Source organism: Pseudarthrobacter sp. CC4 (genome assembly GCF_048957775.1).
In the GTDB taxonomy this organism is placed as follows: Bacteria; Actinomycetota; Actinomycetes; order Actinomycetales; family Micrococcaceae; genus Arthrobacter.
This window is the reverse complement of the sequence record NZ_JARCCZ010000010.1, coordinates 1-17,661: the sequence shown is the minus strand read 5'-3', so window position 1 is coordinate 17,661 and position 17,661 is coordinate 1. Positions and strand designations below refer to the sequence as shown.

The 17,661-nt window shown below is 66.4% G+C and carries 16 protein-coding genes, 1 pseudogene and 2 riboswitches; of the genes and pseudogenes, 7 read left to right on the top strand and 10 right to left on the bottom strand.

The annotated features are described in order from the left end of the window. Window positions 1-14 precede the first annotated feature (14 nt). The 3 genes from PV768_RS08195 to PV768_RS08185 all read right to left on the bottom strand — a co-directional run bounded on the left by PV768_RS08195 (window position 15) and on the right by PV768_RS08185 (window position 3,580). A complete protein-coding gene (locus PV768_RS08195) occupies window positions 15-1,049 on the bottom strand; it encodes a GNAT family N-acetyltransferase (protein ID WP_421092772.1) in 1,035 nt (344 codons plus the stop codon). A 2-nt stretch (window positions 1,050-1,051) separates the two neighbouring features. Continuing rightward, a complete protein-coding gene (locus PV768_RS08190; RefSeq protein WP_421092771.1) occupies window positions 1,052-2,437 on the bottom strand; it encodes a glycine--tRNA ligase in 1,386 nt (461 codons plus the stop codon). A gap of 144 nt (window positions 2,438-2,581) precedes the next feature. Next, window positions 2,582-3,580, bottom strand: coding sequence for a DMT family transporter (locus PV768_RS08185; protein WP_323057642.1), 999 nt, complete (start codon window positions 3,578-3,580; stop codon window positions 2,582-2,584). A gap of 33 nt (window positions 3,581-3,613) precedes the next feature. Here PV768_RS08185 and PV768_RS08180 point away from each other — a divergent pair, with 33 nt between their 5' ends. Continuing rightward, complete coding sequence (locus tag PV768_RS08180) at window positions 3,614-3,841, top strand: RNA-binding S4 domain-containing protein (protein ID WP_421092770.1); 228 nt, start codon at window positions 3,614-3,616, stop codon at window positions 3,839-3,841. A gap of 42 nt (window positions 3,842-3,883) precedes the next feature. Here the strand turns inward: PV768_RS08180 and PV768_RS08175 are convergent, their stop codons facing one another. Continuing rightward, entirely contained in the window at window positions 3,884-4,534 is a 651-nt protein-coding gene (locus PV768_RS08175) for an alpha/beta hydrolase (protein WP_157238640.1), read from the bottom strand. Between the two features lie 151 nt (window positions 4,535-4,685). Here PV768_RS08175 and PV768_RS08170 point away from each other — a divergent pair, with 151 nt between their 5' ends. The 3 genes from PV768_RS08170 to PV768_RS08160 are packed head-to-tail and all read left to right on the top strand — an operon-like array spanning window position 4,686 to window position 6,456. Beyond that, on the top strand, window positions 4,686-5,483 hold the full coding sequence (locus PV768_RS08170) for an SGNH/GDSL hydrolase family protein (protein ID WP_421092827.1): 798 nt from the start codon (window positions 4,686-4,688) through the stop codon (window positions 5,481-5,483). Window positions 5,484-5,501: 18 nt separating this feature from the next. Continuing rightward, a complete protein-coding gene (locus tag PV768_RS08165; RefSeq protein WP_421092826.1) occupies window positions 5,502-5,924 on the top strand; it encodes a DNA glycosylase AlkZ-like family protein in 423 nt (140 codons plus the stop codon). Window positions 5,925-5,937: 13 nt separating this feature from the next. Next, window positions 5,938-6,456, top strand: a complete 519-nt coding sequence (locus PV768_RS08160; protein ID WP_321215805.1) for a hypothetical protein — start codon at window positions 5,938-5,940, stop codon at window positions 6,454-6,456. 727 nt (window positions 6,457-7,183) lie between these two features. Here PV768_RS08160 and PV768_RS08155 read toward each other — a convergent pair. Then, on the bottom strand, window positions 7,184-8,668 hold the full coding sequence (locus PV768_RS08155) for a CoA-acylating methylmalonate-semialdehyde dehydrogenase (RefSeq protein ID WP_157238642.1): 1,485 nt from the start codon (window positions 8,666-8,668) through the stop codon (window positions 7,184-7,186). 12 nt (window positions 8,669-8,680) lie between these two features. Next, window positions 8,681-9,583: a 3-hydroxyisobutyrate dehydrogenase gene (gene mmsB, locus PV768_RS08150; protein WP_157238643.1), complete on the bottom strand. Its 903-nt coding sequence runs from the start codon at window positions 9,581-9,583 to the stop codon at window positions 8,681-8,683. A gap of 114 nt (window positions 9,584-9,697) precedes the next feature. Between mmsB and PV768_RS08145 the strand changes: the two genes are divergently transcribed. Continuing rightward, window positions 9,698-10,621, top strand: a complete 924-nt coding sequence (locus PV768_RS08145) for a LysR family transcriptional regulator (RefSeq protein WP_157238644.1) — start codon at window positions 9,698-9,700, stop codon at window positions 10,619-10,621. A 38-nt stretch (window positions 10,622-10,659) separates the two neighbouring features. Here the strand turns inward: PV768_RS08145 and PV768_RS08140 are convergent, their stop codons facing one another. From PV768_RS08140 to PV768_RS08125, 4 genes are all read right to left on the bottom strand, one after another. Further along, on the bottom strand, window positions 10,660-11,778 hold the full coding sequence (locus PV768_RS08140) for a zinc-dependent alcohol dehydrogenase family protein (RefSeq protein WP_421092769.1): 1,119 nt from the start codon (window positions 11,776-11,778) through the stop codon (window positions 10,660-10,662). A gap of 97 nt (window positions 11,779-11,875) precedes the next feature. Continuing rightward, window positions 11,876-13,258, bottom strand: a complete 1,383-nt coding sequence (locus tag PV768_RS08135) for an MFS transporter (protein ID WP_321215801.1) — start codon at window positions 13,256-13,258, stop codon at window positions 11,876-11,878. A gap of 180 nt (window positions 13,259-13,438) precedes the next feature. Next, complete coding sequence (gene metX / locus PV768_RS08130; protein WP_157238647.1) at window positions 13,439-14,554, bottom strand: homoserine O-acetyltransferase MetX; 1,116 nt, start codon at window positions 14,552-14,554, stop codon at window positions 13,439-13,441. Between the two features lie 12 nt (window positions 14,555-14,566). Continuing rightward, a riboswitch (SAM riboswitch) is annotated at window positions 14,567-14,682 on the bottom strand. A gap of 98 nt (window positions 14,683-14,780) precedes the next feature. Beyond that, on the bottom strand, window positions 14,781-16,106 hold the full coding sequence (locus tag PV768_RS08125; protein ID WP_157238648.1) for a bifunctional o-acetylhomoserine/o-acetylserine sulfhydrylase: 1,326 nt from the start codon (window positions 16,104-16,106) through the stop codon (window positions 14,781-14,783). Window positions 16,107-16,149: 43 nt separating this feature from the next. Beyond that, window positions 16,150-16,265, bottom strand: a riboswitch (SAM riboswitch). A 165-nt stretch (window positions 16,266-16,430) separates the two neighbouring features. Between PV768_RS08125 and PV768_RS08120 the strand changes: the two genes are divergently transcribed. Next, window positions 16,431-17,069 carry a VOC family protein gene (locus PV768_RS08120; RefSeq protein WP_157238649.1) on the top strand — a complete coding sequence of 213 codons (639 nt, stop codon included), beginning with the start codon at window positions 16,431-16,433 and terminating at the stop codon, window positions 17,067-17,069. Between the two features lie 172 nt (window positions 17,070-17,241). Beyond that, window positions 17,242-17,661, top strand: a pseudogene (locus PV768_RS08115) (endonuclease); the annotation flags it as partial.

The window sequence follows — 17,661 nt, the reverse complement described above, 5'->3', positions numbered from 1 at the left end:
TGCGGCCGGGCTGCTTAGTCCGAGACGATGAGGGTTTCCGGCCCGGCCAGCCGCGCCTTGCCGCTTTCGAGCAGGGGTTCGACGGCGGCGCGGAGGGCAGTCATGGAGTCGTCCAGTTCCAGCATCACCGGGTGCTGGTACGCGATCAGCGCGAGCATGTCGCGGACCGCTTCTGCAGCATCATCCGCGGCGAGGGCGGGTTCATGGCCGACGAAAACGTCCGTGGGCGTTTCCGGTCCGGCGGCTTCCTGACCGGGTGCCGCGTCCGGGTTGGCGGGCGCTGCGTAGCTCACGGCGAAGGCCCGGATCCTGCCCTTCCTGCTGGGTGCAACGCCTGCCCCGAAAGCCGATTCAGGCCGGGCCCGCAGCACGATTGCGCCGTGGGCGCCGGTGAGGTCGTCCAGGAAGAGCTTCTGCACCTGGCCCATTGACAGTACGCCCGGTGAATCCCAGCCGTGGATGGCGGTGTAGTACCTGCCCACGACGTCGGTCAGTTCCACGGAACCCGTGGCCAGGTCCATCACGATGTCGGAGCCCGCATTTTCATCGTTCGATGGCCCGCCGCCGTCGTCCTTGGCAGGAAACACGGGAAGCCGCAGGGCGCCAGGCTCTATGACCACCAGCCGGGAACGCTGGATGGGGGCCAGCTCGAAGGCCTCCGCAAAAGCGGCCCCCGGAGTGCCCGGCTCCACTTTGGCACGGAGTTTGGACACGCCCGACGGCGACTGGCCGGCTTCGCGGCGCAGCATCGTCAGGAGGGTGGCACCGATGCCGGAGCGCCGGTGGTCGCGCGCCACTTCGATGTAGGCCCAGAGCCGTTCAGGGTGCAGCGACGCCTCGTAGACCACGCCCGCCGCCACCGGGATGCCGACGCCGTCGATCACGTCCTCGGCAACGATGCAGCGGCGCCACGGCGTGCCGCCGCCCCCGTCGGAGGACAGGGTCAACGCGCCCCGGAACTGGCGGGTCTGCTGGGTCTCCGGGTCGCCCCAGATCTCCAGCAGGGCCAGGTCGTCACCTTCCCGCCATTCGCGGTATTCGATGGCCATGGCTAGGCGCCGATCAGGCGTGCGGCCAGGTAGCCCTCCACCTTGTCCAGGGAGACGCGTTCCTGGCTCATGGTGTCCCGCTCGCGGATGGTCACGGCCTGGTCCTCAAGGGTGTCGAAGTCCACTGTGATGCAGAACGGGGTGCCGATTTCATCCTGGCGGCGGTAGCGGCGGCCAATGGCGCCGGCGTCGTCGAAGTCGATGTTCCAGTTCTTGCGCAGGTGCGCGCCCAGGGCCTTGGCCTTCGGGGACAGGTCCTCGTTGCGGCTGAGCGGCAGCACGGCAGCCTTGACCGGGGCCAGCCGCGGATCCAGCTTCAGGACGGTTCGGACGTCCACGCCGCCCTTGGCGTTGGGGGCCTCGTCCTCGGTGTAGGCATCCACCAGGAAGGCCATGAAGGAACGGGTCAGGCCGGCTGCGGGCTCGATCACGTACGGGATGTAGCGCTCATTGGTGGCCTGGTTGAAGTAGCTCAGGTCCGTGCCGGAGGCCTTGGCATGCGTGGAGAGGTCGAAGTCGGTGCGGTTGGCGATGCCTTCGAGCTCGCCCCACTCGGAGCCCTGGAAACCGAAGCGGTATTCGATGTCCGTGGTGCCCTTGGAGTAGTGGCTCAGCTTCTCCTGCGGGTGCTCGAAGAAGCGCAGGTTTTCCTCGCGGATTCCCAGGCCGGTGTACCAGGCCATGCGCTCGTTCATCCAGTACTTGTGCCATTCCTCATCGGTGCCGGGCTCAACGAAGAACTCCATCTCCATCTGCTCGAACTCGCGGGTGCGGAAGATGAAGTTGCCCGGGGTGATCTCGTTGCGGAAGGACTTGCCGATCTGGCCGATGCCGAACGGCGGCTTCTTCCGCGAGGTGGTGAGGACGTTGTTGAAGTTCACGAAAATCCCCTGCGCAGTCTCCGGACGCAGGTAGTGCAGGCCCTCTTCGCTGGCTACGGGACCGAGGTAGGTCTTGAGCAGGCCGGAGAATTCCTGCGGTTCGGTCCACTGGCCGCGGGTGCCGCAGTTGGCGCAGGCGATGTCCTTGAGGCCGTTTTCGGCGGGGCGGCCCTTCTTTTCCTCGTACTCTTCCTCGAGGTGGTCTGCCCGGTAGCGCTTGTGGCAGGAGAGGCATTCCACCAGGGGGTCGGAGAAGACCTCCACGTGGCCGGAGGCTTCCCACACCTGGCGGGGCAGGATGACGGAGGAGTCCAGGCCCACCACGTCCTCGCGGCCGCGGACCATGGACTGCCACCACTGGCGCTTGATGTTTTCCTTCAGTTCGGCGCCGAGGGGCCCGTAGTCCCAGGCAGAGCGCGAACCTCCGTAGATCTCACCGGCCTGGAACACGAATCCCCTGCGCTTGGAGAGGGAAATGACCTGGTCGAGAACGGATTTTGCTGCCATGGGGGTAACTCCAATTTCTACAGGGCCGCTGGGTGCGGTCCGCGGTTTGCTGGCCCGGTGGAACCAGCGGTGGGATACCTCTGGCTGCCGGGCGGGGCGGATGAAGGGAAAGCGAAAAAGCTGCGTGCCCTAGCCTACCGGCCGCTACCTGCGCAGCGCGCCCCGCGGCCACGGCAGGGTGGCCAGGATGATGGCGGCGAGGGTGAGGATGGTGCCCAGTACCGTGGCTGGCGCCACGACCGTTCCCGGAGTTGGCAGCACAACATCCAGGGCGAGCGAGCCGAGCAGCTGCCCGGCAATCATGCCCAGCCCGGTAACCAGGACCCCCAGGCTGCGGACCAGCAGCGCGCCCAGGCCGATGAACACGCAGCCCATGGGACCGCCTGCGTAGTACCACCACTCCGGCGGCAGCGGGTTGCCCCATCCGGCCACCGAGACCTTGATGGCGTACGCGGCCCACAGCACGGCGGAGCCGGCCACGAAGTTGACCAGGGTTGCAGCGATCGGCGTGCCGTAGTGGACGGTGGCTGTTCCGTTCATGGCCTGCTGGAAGCTCATCAGGAACCCTGCCGCCACGGGCAGCAGGAGCGGAACCAGGAGGGCCTCCGCGCCGCCGTCCGGTCCTGCGCCGGCGGAGGCCATCCCCGACGATCCAGTGAAGCGGGGCGACACGGCCCAGGCCACTGCGGCGATGGTCAGCAGGCAGCCAATGATCCGGATCCCCGTGACGGATTTTTTGCCCGCCGGCCCAATGCCCAGCCGGTCCACCAGCAGACCACTGACTGTCTGGCCGGTGACCGTGGCCACGGTAAACAGGGCAACGCCAAGGATGCCCACGGTGAAGGACTGGGCGAAGACGAAGAGCGCGCCGATGCCGCCGGCCAGGACATACACGCGCGGAAAGGCCCTGGTGCGGACCGCGGGCAGGATCCGGGCAAGTCCGGCACGTCCGCGCGGCAGGATCAGCGAGATCAGGACCATCAACACCAGGCCTGTGCTGAAACTCACCACAGCAGCGGCGATGCCGTCGTTGAGGCGGGCTCCGAGGGCCCCGTTGATTCGGCCCTGGACGGGAATGGCGAGGCCAGCGCCCACCGCCAGGGGAAGGCCTGCGATCAGCGGCAGGCGGGGGCTGGGGGTCATTGAATCCACCTTACGTCAGGCATCATTGCTTCTATGAGCAATGTTGAAGAGATCACCATCCGCGACAGCATGATCCGCCTCGGCCAGCTCCTGAAGCTCGCCAACCTGGTGGAGGACGGGGTGGAAGCGGCAGAGCTCATCAAGAACGGGCTCGTCAAGGTCAATGGAGAGATCGACGACCGCCGCGGCCGGCAGCTGCACAACGGGGACACCGTGACGGTGAACGGGCAGACCGTGCACGTGGTAGCGCCCGCGGCCTGACGCCGCAGTCCGGCACTGGCCCGCCGTCCGCCGTCGTACTTCCTACTTCTTCAGCACCTCGTGGGTGAGGAACTCGCCCACGTGCCCGATTTCCTGCTGGTTGATCCCGTGCCACATGCCCGTGTAGAGCACCTTGGTGAGCTTGACGTGCTTGCGCACCCATCCCATGGTGAAGTCGATTTTGTCCGGAGTAATCACGGGATCCTGCTGGTCACGGCCCCAGAACATCGGGATGCTCCCGTCCAGTTCGTCATCCCGGAAGCTGGGATCGTCGCCGGCGTCCACCACGAAGCCTGAGAGTCCGACGACGGCCGCGAAGTCCGTGGGGCGCTGCCGCAGGAGCGTGGTGGCCATGGCCATGCCCATGGAGAAGCCGAGCAGGGACACGGACGGGTGCCCCACCCTGATGGCGTCGATCCACTCGAGCACGTAGGAGGACGCGGCTTTGACGCGCTCGAGCGAGTAGTCGATGGACGCGGTGAGCGGGAACCAGGTGAACCCGGGGCCCATGGCGATGGGTGCCCGGATCGAGGCGACCGCGAAGTCGCCGGGCAGCAGGTCGGCCAGGCTGAGCAGGTCCTGCTCGTTGGCTCCGTAGCCGTGCAGCAGCACCAGCAGCGGCTTGCCGTCGCGCTGGTCCTCCGGATGGGACCACAAAACGACAGGGGCAGGAAATACTTCGGCTTCAGTCATGGTTTCCATTCTTACCAGTTACTTTGTGGTAACAACCTACGTTCGCGTAGCCAGCGAAGCGAAAGGCAGGATAGGGACCGTGACTGAAGAAAGTGCCATCCAGACCCCGCCCGCGCATTCCGGATCCCACCCCTGGACCCGCTACGTGGCGATGGGCGATTCCTTCACCGAGGGCATCGGAGACCCCGAGCCGTCTAGCCCGGGCGCGTTCCGCGGCTGGGCAGACAGGGTTGCGGAGGAGCTCAGCCGCACCAAGCCGGACTTCGCCTACGCAAACCTGGCCGTCCGCGGCCGGCTGCTGCAGCAGATCGTGGACCAGCAGCTCGCACCGTGCCTTGCGCTGAAGCCCGATCTTGTCACCCTTTCCGCGGGCGGCAATGACCTGCTGCGTCCGGGCGGAGACCCCGACATCCTCGCCGAGAAGCTCGACTCGGTGGTCCAGATCCTGGCCATAGGCGGCGCCACAGTGGTGCTCTTCAATGGCCCGGACACCGGCACTTCCGTGCTCGGCAGGATCCGCAGCAAGGTGGCCATCTACAACGAAAACCTGCGGACCGTCGCCGCGAGGCACGACGCCGTGATCGCGGACATGTGGTCCCTCCGCCAGCTCAGCGATCCCCAGATGTGGGACCAGGACCGGCTGCACTTCTCCCCCCTGGGCCACCACACCATCGCCGCCATGGTGCTGGACTCGTTGAACGTGGAGCACACGCTGGAGCCCCTGCAGCCCAAGCCGTTTCCGCCCCGCACATGGCGCGAGGCGCGCTCGGGGGACCTGGTGTGGGCCCGGCAGTACTTCGTGCCGTGGGTGCTTCGGCGGCTGCGCAACCAGTCCTCCGGTGACGGCATTACCGCGAAACGGCCGACGCCGGGCCCCGTTTTCGGGCCGGGCGTTCCGTTGGGTTCGGGCGAGGGCCCGCTGGGCAGCACCGAGGCTGCCCGGCGCTAGCGCGGGCAGGCTTCCGGGATATGGAACCCGACGCGGCAGTGCGGCTGCGGCTTCACGCCCAAATGCTGCGGGGGCCCGCAGCTTGCCTCCGAAGCCGGGCCACGGATCGACCTGATCCAGTGCAACGACGAATACATCATGGGCTCCTCCGCCACGCGGCATTACATCGGCGGCGGCGCTCCGGCCTTCCTTTTCCAGGGCCAACCCATGCACGTGGTTTTGCTGGACGGGCGGATGGTGGGGTCCTGGCGGCATACGCTGCATCCGGACGGGTGCGACCTGGATATCCGGCTCCCTGGTTCCGGTGATTCCCCGCGCCCGCCATTGTCAGCGGCAGTGTTGTCAGCGGCAGTCCGGGAAGCCGTGGACCGGTACGCCGCCTTCCTCGCGCTCCCGGCCGTCCGGATCCACTGCGGGGCTAAGCTGGAAGGACACACATGAGAGGCACGGCACCGTGAGCAACTTGTTTTTCTGGATCATCATTTTGTCATTCCTGATCCCGATGGCCATGCGGATGTACCGGAAGTCCGTGGCCCGCCGCAACCAGGATCAAAGCTTCTCCGGACGGTACCCCGAGCAGTTCCCGGGCGGCGGAATCTTCCCCGGCTCCAACGGCCCGCAGAGCAAGCAGCCCCGGGACGGCTTCACCCAGCAGGACTACTTCAGCGGCGGATTCCGCCAGCTTGGCCGGCCCGCGCCGCTCCCGCCCGGCCAGCCCCTGCCGCCCGTACAGCCGGTCCCGCCCATGGATCAGCAGTTTCCGCCGTACGGGCAGCCGCACCCGGGCCACGACCGGCAGGCCCCCCACGCTGAAGCCCCGCAGCAGCCCGCAGCACCCGCAACTCCCCCGCCGCCGTCTGCCCCGCAGGGCTACCGCGCCCGCAAGCTTGCCGAACTGGATGAAAAGTACAGCAACGGGGAACTTTCCATGGAGGAGTACATGACCCGCCGCAGCGAAATCATGAACGGCTAGTCCTTCCCGCAAAAGCAGCGCGGGGTCACTTAATGCCCGATATCCCGTTACGGTCGGGCATGAAGTGACCCCGCGTTGCTCTTTCAGGGGGCCAAATTCTATGAACAGCCCCCTCCCCCAGGCGGATACTGTGCCCTAAAGTCTCGGCCCTGAAGCCTGACGCGACCGTTCCCCGTTTTTGGGGTCCGCATCCGTCCCGGAATTCGGCACGGATGCCCTAACTGGATTCCTTCCAAAAGCACAAGGTTCGAAAGGTCGTGGAGCATGGCCACCGTCAGGAGATTGGCCGTCGCAGTACTAACCATCGGGGCTATCGCCCTCGGCACCGGATCCGCGCGGGCGGACGTTCCGGAATTCGCCAAAAGCGTTTGCCGCCGATAATGGCACATCCGGGAAACTGGTGATCCTGAACAAAACCGTCTACACCTGCGACGACGGGACCGGCACGTTCAATGCCATGAAGCATGTTTCATCACCTTTGCAGACGATGGCACCTCCACGAACTCCGGACACATTAGCCTGCAGGGCGGTACGGGCGACTACGCCGGGCTGGCGGGGAATGGAGTCGACGAGGGTGAAGCAGCGGGTGGAACTGGTGTAGGCCGGATCTCGGGTGTTCTGGTCCGATAACTGAACGGAAAGCAACGCGAGGTCACGTCCGGCCCAAGATCCGGCAGCGGATGGGCGCGAAGTGACCCCGCGTTGCTGTTACGGGGTGCCGCTGGTTTCAGTCCACCTGCGGGAAGCCCAGGTCAATCACCGACGTTGCGGGGTCCGGCCACCGCGTGGTGACCACTTTGCCCCTGGTGTAGAACCGGATGCTCTCCGGCCCGTACATGTGCGTGTCCCCGAACAGCGAGTTCTTCCAGCCGCCGAAGGAAAAAGTGCCCACCGGCACCGGGATGGGCACGTTGACGCCCACCATGCCCGCCTCGACGTCGAACTCGAATTGCCGCGCGGCGCCGCCGTCGCGGGTGAAGATGGCAACCCCGTTGCCGAACTCGTTGTCGTTGACCAGGCGGACTGCGTCACTGTAGGTGTCCACGCGGACCACGGACAGGACGGGGCCGAAGATTTCGTCGTCGTACACCTTCATTCCCGGCTTCACGTGGTCCACCAGGCTGACACCGATGAAGAACCCGTTTGAATCGAACTGCTGCGAGCGCCCGTCAACAACCACCGTGGCGCCCTCGTTTTCCGCGCCCGCCACATAGGACGCCACTTTGTCGCGGTGTTCTGCAGTGATCAGCGGGCCCATCTGCGAAGCAGGATCGGTGCCCGGACCGATCTTCAGGGTGGCCATCCGGGTTTTGATGGCCCCGACGAGGTCGTCGGCGATATTGCCGACGGCGACGAGCACGCTGACCGCCATGCAGCGCTCACCCGCAGAGCCGTAGGCAGCCGAAATGGCCGCGTCCGCCGCCATGTCCAGGTCAGCGTCAGGCAGGACCACCATGTGGTTCTTGGCGCCGCCCAGGGCCTGGACCCGCTTGCCATGGTCCGCTGCACGCTTGTAGATCGACTGCGCGATGGGCGTTGATCCCACGAAGCTGACGGCTTTGACGTCCGGGTGCTCGAGCAGGACGTCCACCGCCTCCTTGTCGCCCTGGACCACGTTCAGCACGCCGGCAGGCAGGCCCGCCTCCGCGAAGGCCTCCGCAATGAACACGGCTGACGACGGATCCTTTTCGCTGGGCTTCAGGAGCACTGTGTTGCCGCAGGCCAAGGCGCTGCCGATCATCCAGAGCGGGACCATGGCCGGAAAATTGAACGGGGTGATGCAGGCAACGACGCCCACGGGCTGCCGGACCGAGTGGACGTCCACGCCGCTGGACACCTGCTCTGAGCGTTCGCCCTTGAGCATGTGGGACAGCCCGGTGGCGAACTCGATGTTCTCGAGGCCGCGGGAGATCTCCCCTTCGGCGTCGGAGAGTACCTTGCCGTGCTCGCTGGTCAGGATGGCAGCCAGCTCAGGCTTCCGCTGGGTCAGGATTTCGCGGACGCGGAAGAAGATGTTGGTCCGCTTGGCGAGGCTCGTTGCCCTCCATGCGGGCAGCGCGGCTTTGGCGGCGGCAATGGCTTCCTCCACCCGGGCCGCGGAGGCCAGGGCCACCTGCTTGTCCTGCTCTCCGGTGGCGGGGTTGAAGACGGGGCCGAAGCGCTCGGCATCGGTGACGAGGCTGCCGTTGATGTAATGCGGGATGGTCTGCATGGTGTCTCTCTTCTACTTTGTTGAATCCAGTGAGCCGTCAACGAGCTTGATGATCATGGAGCAGTCCTTGCCGGACTCGCCCGCATCAATGAGGCGCTGGTACAGCTGCTGGACGTGCTTGCCGATTTCGAGCGGTGTGCCGGTGTCCTCGGCAGCGCTGATGGCCAGGCCGATGTCCTTGTTCGCCAGTTCGGCCGTAAACGTCGGTTCGAAATCGTTGTTGGAGGCCGCGGTGGGGACCACGCCGGGAACGGGGTACCAGGTCCTCAGGGCCCAGCTGTCCCCTGAGGAAACGGAGGCGATGTCCCAGAACACCTTCTTGTCCAGGCCGAGCCGGTCCGCCAGGACGGCTCCCTCGGCCGTGGAGGCCAGGTTGATCAGGAGCATCAGGTTGTTGCAGATCTTGGCCGCCTGGCCGGTGGTGGCTCCCCCGGTAGGGATGATGTTGGCGGCCATCGGTCCGATGTAGGTGGTCGCGTCGGCCACGGCGCCCGGTTCACCGCCCACCATGAAGGTCAGCGTCCCTGCCTTGGCGCCGCTCATCCCGCCCGAAACAGGGGCGTCCACGAAGCGGAAGCCGGCGGCAGCAGCGGCGTCGTGCAGTTCCTTCGCTGCGGCGATGTCGATGGTGGAGGAATCCACCAGCAGTGTGCGGGTGTCGGCATGCGCCAGCACCCCGTCCCCGCCCAGGTAGACAGCCTTGGCGTGCTCGCCCTTCGGAAGCATGGTGAACACCACGTCCGCTCCGGCCACGGCCTCGGCGATGCTCCCCACCGGCTTCACCCCGCCGGCCTCGGCTGCGGCAAGCGCCGCAGGGTTGAGGTCAAACCCCCGAACGTCGTGCCCCGCCTTTGCGAGGTTTCCGGACATGGAACCGCCCATGTTTCCCAACCCGATCCAACCGACAACTGCCATGGCATAAGCTCCTTTGCTGTGCATCCGGCCGAAGGCGGCCGGGAGGTCCGTGTCCACCATCACACCCTGCTACAGTGCAATCAAGGGGAAAAATCACAGATGGTATGTGCACTGATGCACACGAACGAAAGGCACGCGGTGGCGCGGCTTCCAAGTCCGGACGACCTGCTGATTCTCTTGACCGTAGCCCGGCTGGGGCGTTTCAACGCCGTCGCTGAAACGCTGGGCACCACGCACACCACCATCTCGCGCCGGATCCTCGCCCTGGACAAGCAGTTGGGCGGCCGGACCCTGGAGCGCAGCCCGCACGGCTGGGAGCTGACGGAACTCGGGGCTTCGGCCGTCGCCGCGGCGGAAGCCATTGAAGAAACACTGGGGTCGCTGGCCGCCGTCACGGGCCAGGACCGGGATGCCCTGTCCGGCATGGTGCGCATCAGCACCTCCGACGGTTTCGGCGCCGAATTCGTCACGCCAGCGCTGGTCCGGCTCCAGCAGCGGCACCCGATGCTGGATGTGGAGATGCTGAGCGCCACGCGCAAGGTCAGCCAGAACCGCTCCGGTGTGGACCTGGAAGTGGTGGTCGGCCGCACCGACGTAAGCAACGCCCAGGCCATCTTCCTGACCAACTACTTCCTCAGGCTCTACGCCAGCCCCGCCTACGCGGCCGCCCGCGGCCTGCCGGAGACGCCCGACGGCGTGGGGCAGCACGGCTTCGTCTCCTACGTCGAGTCGGCCCTCCAGGTTGCCGAACTGGGCCACCGGTCCTCGCAGCTGCCGATGCCGAAGTCCAGCTTCCAGGCCACGAGTATCTTTGCCCAGGTTGAGGCGGTGCGCCGCGGCGCAGGCATCGGGCTGCTTCCGAACTTCATGGTGGCGCACAACCCGGAGTTCGTTCCGGTGCTCCCCGAAGCGTTCCAGCGCCAGGTCCCCATCTGGGCGGTGGCCCGGCCGGAATCGCTGCGGTCCGCCCGGGTGCAGGCCGTGATCGGTGCACTTCAGCATGAGGTGGCGGAACGCCAGGACCTGCTGGCAGCCTAGGCTGTTGGCAGTCTGGCCTGAAGGCAGCCAGGCCGGCCTCACGCCTGGAAAAGCCGCCTCACCACCTGCCCGGCGGCGAGCGCATCGAGGCCTTCGTTGATCTCCGCCAGTGGCCTGGTGTCGGTGTGCAGCAGCTCAACGGGGAGCCTGCCCTCGCGCCAATACCCGAGGTACAGGGGAATGTCCCGGCCGGGCACGGCGTCGCCCATGTAGGAACCGAGCAGCCGCTTGCCCGCCCCCGCGAACTGGAGCGCGGGGACCGTCAATTCTGCGGTGGGGTGCGGCAGGCCTACGGAGACCACGGCGCCGCCGCGCGTCACGTGCTCCAGGCACGAGGCGATGACCCGCGCTGATCCCACGGCTTCGACGGCGGTGTCCACGCCGTCACCGGTGGCTTCGGCAATCAGCCGAGGGGCGTCGTCGGGGGTCCCCACGGCGGTTGCGCCGCATTTCAGGGCGAGCCCGTGCTTGCCCACGTTGGGATCGATGGCGATCACGGCGGACGCTCCGGCGAGCGACGCGGCCATGACGGCCGAAAGTCCCACGGCTCCGAGGCCAAAAACAGCCACGGCCTGGCCCGGCTGGACGGCCGCGGTGTTCAGGACAGCTCCCATCCCGGTGAGCACGGCGCAACCGAACATCGCCGCCACGGTGTCCGGGACGTCGTCGGCGATGACCACCACTGACTCCCGCGCCACCACGGCGTAATCGGCGAAAGCCGAAACCCCCAGGTGGTGGTTGATCCGCTCCCCCGCGGGCGTGCGCAGCAGCGCCTCGCCGTGCAAAAGGTCACCGGAGCCGTTGACCTCGGCGGCCCGGTGGCAGAGCGCGGGCCGCCCCGCCCGGCAGGCACGGCAGGCACCGCAGCTGGGGACGAAGACGAGGACCACATGGTCTCCGGGGGAAACGTCCGTGACGCCCTCACCAACCGTGGCAACCCGTCCCACAGCCTCATGCCCCAACGCCATGGGAAGCGGCCTGACTCGGGATCCGTCCACCACGGACAGGTCCGAGTGGCACAGGCTTGAGTAGGTGATGGTGACGCCCAGTTCACCGGCCCGGGGTTCGGGCCGGTCGAGGTCCTGCACCACCAGGGGCTGCGCGTCGGCATAGCTGGTGCCGGGAGGAACTGTGGAATAGAGGACTGCTGCTCGCATGGTGTTCCTGACTTTATGTTGGTGGACAGGCAGCTGCCCGGGCCTGCGTGGCCGCAGGTCCGGGCAGTCGGGTTGCTCTGTTGTCGTTTGGCCGTGCCTACTTCTTGGCGGCGGCCAGAAGGTCGGCGGTGCCCTGGGCGTCGGCGGCGTCGACATCATGAAGGGAGATGCCGCGGGTTTCCTTGAGGAAGTACACCGAAATAGCGGTTACCACGCAGGCGCCCAGCAGGTACAGCGCCACAGGAACGGAGGACTTGAAGCTGCCCAGCAGGGAGCTGGCGATGATCGGCGCGAGCGAGCCGGCCACGATGGAGGTCACCTGGTAGCCCAGGGAAACGCCCGAGTACCGCATCCGGGTGGGGAACATTTCCGCCATGATGGATGGCTGGCCGGCGTACATGAGGGCGTGGAACAGCAGGCCGATGGTGATGGCCGCCAGGATAACCATGTCATTGCCGGTGTCCATCATGGGGAACGCGAAGAAGCCCCAGGTTCCGGCGAGGATTGCACCGGCCATGTACACCGGGCGGCGTCCCAGTGCGTCGGACATCTTGCCCACCAGCGGGACTGAGCAGAAGTGGATGAAGTGCGCCACCAGGAGGAGGAGCAGGATACGGGAGGTGTCCGTCTGCACAACCACCTTCAGGTAGGTGATGGAGAACGTGACCACAAGGTAGTAGAGGATGTTCTCCGCGAAGCGCAGGCCCATGGCGGTGAAGACGCCGCGCGGGTACCGACGGAAGACTTCGGCAACACCGTAGCCCTTGTTCTCGACCGTGACTTCCTTGCGGGCCTCGAGGAAGATCGGAGCGTCCTGGACCTTGGTGCGGATGTAGTAGCCGATGATCACGATCACTGCGGAGAGCCAGAAGGCTACGCGCCAGCCCCAGCCGAGGAAGGCTTCCTGGGAGAGGGTGGAGGACAGGGTGAACAGCACGGCGGTGGCGAGCAGGTTGCCCATGGGGACAGCGGACTGCGGCCAGCTTGACCAGAAGCCGCGGGACTTGTTCGGGCTGTGCTCGGCGACGAGGAGCACGGCGCCGCCCCATTCGCCGCCCACAGCGAAGCCCTGGACGAAGCGCAGGAACACCAGCAGCGCCGGTGCCCAGTAGCCGATCTGCGCAAAGGTCGGCAGGCAGCCCATGAGGAAGGTGGCAACACCCACCAGGATGATGCTCAGCTGCAGCAACTGCTTGCGGCCGAATTTGTCGCCGAAGTGGCCGAAGACGATGCCGCCGATGGGTCGGGCAACGAAGCCGACGGCGTAGGTGACGAAGGCTGCGATGATGCCGTCCAGCTCGGTTCCGGAGTTCGGGAAGAACATCTTGCCGAACACCAGCGTGGCGGCGGAGGCGTAGAGAAAGAACTCGTACCACTCAACCACGGTGCCGGCCATGGAGGCCGTGACGACTTTCTTCAGGCCTGTGGCCTTGACGTCGGTTTCCTCGGGCCGCCGCGCGGCGGACTTTTCCGTACTCATTGATGAACTCCTTCGGCGTCTTCTTCGACACCACTGGGACAGTCTGTGGCGGAGACGTGTGATTTTGGCCACGAACCGCCGGGTCCCAACGAGTATGGTCCGCCTGAACGCCAAGCTCAACGGCGAATCATGCAGAGGCTATCTGCATAAATGCACAAAAGTGTGCCTGCGAGGGCGGCCTTAGGCCGAGAGGTGCACCCGAAGCTGATGGCCCAGCTGGCCTATTTCCGTCAGGAAGCCGTCATGGCCGATCGGCGCCTCAATGACATGCACGTCCACTTCTCCCGGCAGGGCCGCGGCAAGTTCGCGGGACTGGGACGGGAAATACAGCCGGTCCGAATCCACGGCGGCCACGAAGAACCTGGCGGTGGATCTCGCCAGGGTCTCGGTCAGGGTCCCCCGGTCCCGGCAGATGTCATGGCTCATCAGCGCCTCGGTGAGGGCGATATAGCTGTTTGCGTCGAAGCGCTTCACGAGCTTGCTGCCCTGGTGGTCCAGGTAGCTTTCCACCTGGTAACGGCCGCGGGCGGCCAGCGCCTCACCCTTCAGGGGCGACTCCGGCGCCTGGGGTTCCCGGCCGAAGCGGCCCTCCAGTTCAGCGGCGGACCGGTAGGTGATGTGGGCGATGCGCCGGGCAAGTGCCAGCCCGGCTTCGGGGCAGGGCCCGCCGTAGTAGTCGCCGCCGTTGAAGTGGGGGTCCTGCCGGATGGCCAGGGTCTGGGCCTGCGCGAAGGCGATCTGTTCTGCCGTGCTCGCGGCGCCCACCGAGATGACGGCGCAGCGCTGCACCCTCTCGGGGTAGGTCACGGCCCACTCAAGGGCGCGGGCGCCGCCCATGGATCCGCCCAGGACCGCGAACCAGCTGTTGATGCCCAGCTGGTCAGCCAGCCGGGCCTCCGCCACCGTACTGTCACGCAGGGTAACCAGGGGGAAGCGGGAGCCCCAAGGGGTTCCATCCGGGGCGGCCGACGACGGCCCCGTGGAGCCGTAGCAGCCGCCCACGATGTTGACGGACACCACGAAGAACTTGTCCGTGTCCACGGGAGCGCCGGGACCGGCCAGCTGTTCCCACCAGCCTTCTTCGTCCGTGTCGCCGCGGGTCACGTGGGTGCTGCCGGTCAGGGCGTGCTCGATCAGGATGGCATTGCTGGCATCGGCGTTGAGCGTGCCCCAGGTTTCGTAGGCCAGCGTGACGTCCGGGAGGTATCCCCCGGCTTCAAGTTCCAGCCCCCCAATGGAGGCATAGCGGACAATTCCGTGCTCGGGGACGGTGGTTCGGGTGACGGTAACCGTCATGGCAAGACCTCTTCTACGCGCTTGCCCGCCGTCGAATGACCGGCAGGCCAGGTCTTCACCCGGGGCACCCCACCGCGGAAGGAGGGTTGCCGGCCAGCAAGCCGGGGCTGTCACTGGCACTCATGACCTGGTACGAGTGTACGAAACAGCCCCCGTCTGCTGCCAAGAGTGTGACTGGTTGTGACTTCCCCGGCGTGCCGCCGTCTCGGGTTCTTTGTGCGTCCGGCTAGGCCCCGGTCGCGTCCTTTGCTGCCCGAAAGCCCGCTTCGAGGTCCGCCAGGATGTCATCGATGTGTTCGATTCCCACCGACAACCGGACCAGGCCGGGGGTCACGCCGGCGACGGCCTGCTGCTCCGGGGAAAGCTGGCTGTGGGTGGTCGACGCCGGGTGGATGACAAGGGAGCGGACGTCGCCGATGTTTGCCACGTGGGAGTGCAGCTCCAGCGCGTCAACGAAGCGCTTGCCGGCCTCGGCCCCGCCAGCCAGGTTGAAGGAGACAATCGCGCCCGTGCCCTTGGGCCCGTACTTGCGGCCCCGCTCGTACCACGGGCTGGAGGGCAGCCCCGCGTAGGCGACGGATTCGACGTCGTCCCTTCCTTCCAGCCAGCGCGCCACTTCCGTGGCGTTGGCAACATGGCGTTCCACCCGCAGGCTCAGCGTTTCCAGGCCCTGGGCGATCAGGAACGCGTTGAACGGGGAGACGGCAGAGCCCAGGTCCCGGAGCAGCTGGACGCGGGCCTTGAGGATATAGGACAGGTTGGCGCCCAGGGCACCGTCCTTGCCGAGGTCCCGGGCGTACACCAGCCCGTTGTAGGTGGGGTCCGGGGTGTTGAAGCCCGGGAACCTCGCAGGGTCCTTGCCGAAGTCGAACTTGCCGGAGTCCACGATCACCCCGGCAATCGCGGATCCGTGGCCGCCCAGGTACTTGGTTGCGGAATGGACAACGATGTCCGCTCCCCATTCCAGCGGCCGGATCAGGTACGGGGTGGACAGGGTGTTGTCCACGATCAGGGGCACGCCGGCATCATGGGCGATGCCTGACACGCCCTCGATATCCAGGACGTCCTGGCGGGGGTTGGACACCACTTCGGCGAAGAAGAGCTTGGTGTTTGGCTGGACCGCGTCGCGCCACTGGTCCAGGTTGTCCGGGTCCGCCACGAAGGTCACGGAAATGCCGAACTTCTTTAGGGTGTGTGCGAACAGGTTGTAAGTCCCGCCGTACAGGCTGGGGCTGGCAACGATATGGTCCCCCGCCTCGGCGATATTGAGGACAGCGAAAGTCTCTGCTGCCTGTCCTGAACTCAGCAGGAGTGCTCCCAATCCGCCCTCAAGGCTGGCGATCCGCTGTTCCACGGCATCCTGGGTGGGATTGCCGATGCGGGTGTAGATCGGCGCCAGTTCAGCGAGGGCAAAACGGTTGGCGGCGCTTTCCGCGCTTGGGAATACGAAGGACGTGGTCTGGTAGATAGGGAGTGCACGGGCGCCGGTGGCACTGTCCGGCTCCTGTCCTGCGTGGATCTGGCGGGTTTCAAAAGACCATCCGTTGGACAACTAAGGCTCCTCTGACATGGGCCCGGCATGCTGTAGGCACCGCGGGCCGCGCTTGCCATCCGGCCGTTGCCGGACAGCCAGGTCCTCATCCGGGGCACCCCACCGCGGATGGAGGGTTGCCGGCCAGCGAGCCGGGGCTTGGCGCTGGCACTCATGACCTGAGCCCAGTGTAGGAACATGAAACCGGTGCGGGACAGGATTGTGACGAACATAGTCCCCCTGATCTCCGCCCGGGAACGGGTTGAAATCAGGGGTCCCGGATGGAAAATCCTGGTAAGGGTACCCTTAGCTGAGAGGCCGATCACAAAGTGCCAAGATGTTGGCATGCGCATGGATCACGTCTCTTACGCCTGTGAACACGATGGCCTGGCTGCCACCACCGAACGTATTTCCTCTGCCCTCGGCGTTGAGGCAGTGAAGGGCGGGGTGCACCCGCGGTTCGGAACCCGGAATATGATCATCCCGCTCGCGGGGCACAAATACGTCGAGGTGGTGGAGGTCCTGGACCACCCCGCTTCCGACAAGGCCCCTTTCGGGCAGGCTGTGCGTGCACGGTCTGCCGCGGGTGGCGGCTGGATGGGCTGGTGCGTCGAGGTGGACGACCTGGCTCCCTTTGAGGAGCGGCTGGGCCGCTCCGCCGTCAACGGAAACCGCAAGTTCCCTGATGGCCGCGAATTGGTCTGGAAGCAGATTGGCATCCTGGGCCTGATTGCCGACCCCCAGGTTCCCTACATGCTCAAGTGGGAGGGGGATCCGTCCCTGCACCCGTCCAATGCCTACGAGAGCAACGTCAAGATGAGCTGCCTCACCATTGCCGGTTCCGCAGCCCGGGTTACGGAGTGGCTGGGCGAACCCGTCGAGAAGCCGCTGGAGGACGTCGCTGTGGAGTGGGTGGCGCCGCACGGAACCCCCGGGATCCTCTCGGTAACTTTCGAGACCGGCAACGGGGCCGTCACCATCTGACCCTTACCTTGGTTACCGTGCCGGCAAGCCCGGCACGGTGTGGGCCCCGTGCTCTCCTCGTCTTCGGCCGCCATCAGCAGGTGACAACGGCGTCACCTGCCGATGGCGGCCGAATCCATTTCCGAAGCAGACTCTCCAAACCCGGCCCCCAATAATGTCGTACCCTCCCGCGATGATGTTGGTATGGGAAAAGCGGCGGTGGGCGAAGGCGTTTGCGGACATGAATGCCGCTCTTGCCGTGCTCATTGCCGAGGCGGACGGGTGCGGTTCGGAGCCGTTTTCCGCTGCTGATCCGCTGGCCGGGCTGGCCGACGGGTGCCTGGACATCCTTGCCGGGGCCGCCGGGGTCCAGGCCAGGGTGGCGGGGCTGGTGGCCAGCGCTGCAGGGACTTACGCGGCCACCGCACGGGCGGCCGCCCCGCCGGACCCGCCCGTGCAGGCGCTTGAAAGGGCTATCGCCGCCGAGATCAGCTGTGTCATGGCCATCGGTGACCGGGCAGCCGGAGCCCTGCTGGCCCGCTCCCACGCCCTGACCACCTCCCTGCCCCGGACCCTCGCAGCCCTGCACAACGGAACCATCTCCTGGCAGCAC